Here is a 2841-nt window from a genome sequence, read left to right on the forward strand (position 1 = left end):
AAGCGTAATAGTCACCGAATTCGAGAGGAGTTGATGCCCCAAGGTAGGTGTCAGACCACTCGACACTGAGACCGAGGTCAGTCGTCCCTGGGATAGGTGGTTTGCTGTTATTGATCTTGGCGATCAGCTCATCGAGCTTCTTGAGGATCTCAGCAAAGGCCTTGGTCGCATCGGCCTTCCCTGCCCGTACTTCTTCGAGGAGGGTATTCACCGTAGTAGCAAGAGCCTTGAGCTGCTCTTGGATCTGCCCATTAGCTACTCCGTTGGCCTTGGCTTGCTCCTGGAGCGCCTTCATAGCCTTGTCGAGGATATCGATCTTTTGGGAGATGGCGACCGTCTCAGTCTCTATCAGAGTCTTGAGTGCATCGAGCTTACTCCCGAGGTTGATTGTCTGGGCATTGATCATAGCTAGGATGAGGTCGAGCTTCGCCTGTGTGGTCTTCTCATTGCTATTGATCGCTGTCTTGATCTGCTCGAGCTTCCCAGCGAGTGTTCCGCCGAGCTTGTCGATGGCCTGAGTGATCTTCTTCACGACCTCGTCCTGATTGAGCATGTGGTCACCGATAGCCTTTGCGATGAGCTGTAGCTTCTCCTCGAGCAGGAGTCTCTGGGAGTTGATAGCCCCTTCGATGGCAGCTAGCTTCGTCTCCAGAGTATTATTGACCGAGCCGAGGACCTCAAGGATCTCACTAAGGATCTCGCTACTGCTTTTATTCATGCCATCGATGGCCTCAGTGACCTTCTTGATGGCCTCTTCACGCTTGAGGTTGCCATTGTTGATGGCCTCTACGAGCTTGGAGAACTCATTCTTGACGGTGATATCTACTGTCTGGTTCACCGAGGGGGCATCCTCCCGACATGAGGTGAAGGAGGTAGGCACCGCTGTCATGAGAGCCAGCCCAAGAAGCGCCTTATATATTGCTTTCATAATTTCGATTGTGTTTGGTGTATGCATTCGCAGCATACGATGATCGGAGTTAGCTCCCTACCTGCACCCTGCAGAGGATGCAGGAGGAGCTGTGAGATGCAGGGAGGCTCTAGGGTCGTACAGGACGGATGGAGATACCTAGATAGCGCTGCTGGTATGTAGTGTTAGCTTTAATGACTACATCAGAGCCTGCTGTCGTTTCGAACAGGTGTAGAGTAAGTGCTTGGTCAGGAGTATGCAAGAGATTATCACTAACCCAGATGCTGGTGCTCCCATCGTCCCCTTCTAGTTGTGAGCTATTAACCTTACCACTAGCCTTAAAGGTGATGCTCTTGCCGTTGTACTTGCTCTTGCCACGGAAGCATACGTTTCCATTGATTACTTCCTTGCTCCAGGTACATGCTTGGGCAAGCTCATTGGCCTCATCTCCGGTAGGCATACGCCAGGGAGCTCCGAGCTTGGCATGCGCAACGTCATCTTCGGGATCTAGCTTCTTCTTGTTGTCGACGAAGCCATCAAGTCCCCAATCTGGATCGGTGCAGTATTTCGTGAACTTGATGACTCCATTCACGACTTTACCATGCTTGTAGGTCGCCCAAGAGAATTCATTCTTATTAGGCTCGGTCTCGCCCCAGGCATAGTAGTCACCACGCTCTTCGGGCTTCGTAGCTCCGAGGTCGCAGGTCGCCCACTTGAGCCCACTAGGAAGCCCTAGGTCGACATACTCCCCTTCTGGTTGTGGGGTAGGAGTTGGAGGAGTAGGAGGGGTGGGAACATTGGCCTGAGCCTTCAGCTGCTGGAGCATATCGAGGAGCTCTACGACTGCATTAGCAGGGGGCAGACTGTTGTCGATCTCGCCACGTAGTTCTTCTGCACGATTAACAAGAGCTCGGAGACGCTCTAGTACGTCAGGGGCAACCTCTCCGCTAGCCTCAGATGCAGTCAAGAGTTCGCTAAGGCTGGTACTCAGTATCTGGAACTGATCCTGAGGCTTATCCTTGTTGATCTCTGAGGTCGTAGCTGACTCGATGAAATCAAGCTTCTGTGCGAAGGTCAGTGTCTTGCTATTTATAGCTCCAAGCAAGAGATCGATCCGCTCCTGTAGAGCCTTCTGTGGGTCATGTATCTCCTTCGTGATCTGGTCCAGCTTATCCGAGAGCGTCCCGCCTAGCTTGTCGATAGCCTCAGCGATCATCCCTACGAGCTCCGACTGCTTCTTCATGTGCTTGTTGATAGCCTCGGCGATCGCGACGAGCTTGCTCTTCAGCACGAGCGTCTGTGACTCGATGGCAGCAGCGATGGCAGCAAGCCTTGTCTCAAGAGTCTTGTTGACATCCCCTAGTACCTCGAGGATGGCTCGTAGCTTGGTAGCTTGGTCCGTATTCATCTTGTCGATCGCCTTAGCGAGCTCCTGGATGGCTTCTTCGTCCTTGAGAGCACCGCTATTGATGGCTTCTACCACCTTGGAGAAGTCATTGGTCATGGTGACCTCCATATTGTAGTCGACCTCGGGCGAATCCTCCTGACAAGAGGTGAAGGAGGCAGGGACTGCTAGGAGCAGTGCGAGGGCAACGAGGGGTCTAAGTATTCGTTTCATGATGATGTCTATTGTTAATAGGATATACCTAAGGCATATATTCAGCTTGACCGCTTACCCCACCCGCCGTATGAGACGGGTGGGAGTGAGGGATGCTGCTGGTGCTACTTGGCGAGCACGGGTCGTATGGAGAGACCAAGGTAGCGAGGACCGCTCCCATCACTAGCGTTTCACGGGAGGAAGGTATGCAGACTAGGGAATGAGAGTTCACTTCGTATTCTACTCGAGCATCAATCTCGTTGCTCCAGAAAGTAAGCGCTTCAGTTAGGAACTCTACCTTATCGCCATCACGATATCCTGAGAAGCTTAGGGTAAT

1 protein-coding gene and 1 pseudogene are annotated in these 2841 nt (G+C 52.4%); both read right to left on the minus strand.

What is annotated here, in order from left to right; genetic code table 11:
- A pseudogene (locus HMPREF1556_RS04440) lies at positions 1 to 928 on the minus strand (hypothetical protein); the annotation flags it as partial.
- Positions 929 to 1037: 109 nt separating this feature from the next.
- Positions 1038 to 2525 (minus strand): hypothetical protein, encoded by a 1488-nt coding sequence (locus tag HMPREF1556_RS04445; RefSeq protein WP_021667096.1) that lies wholly within the window; start codon positions 2523 to 2525, stop codon positions 1038 to 1040.
- Positions 2526 to 2841 lie beyond the last annotated feature (316 nt).

It is taken from the genome of Porphyromonas sp. oral taxon 278 str. W7784 (genome assembly GCF_000467855.2).
Lineage (GTDB): Bacteria > Bacteroidota > Bacteroidia > Bacteroidales > Porphyromonadaceae > Porphyromonas.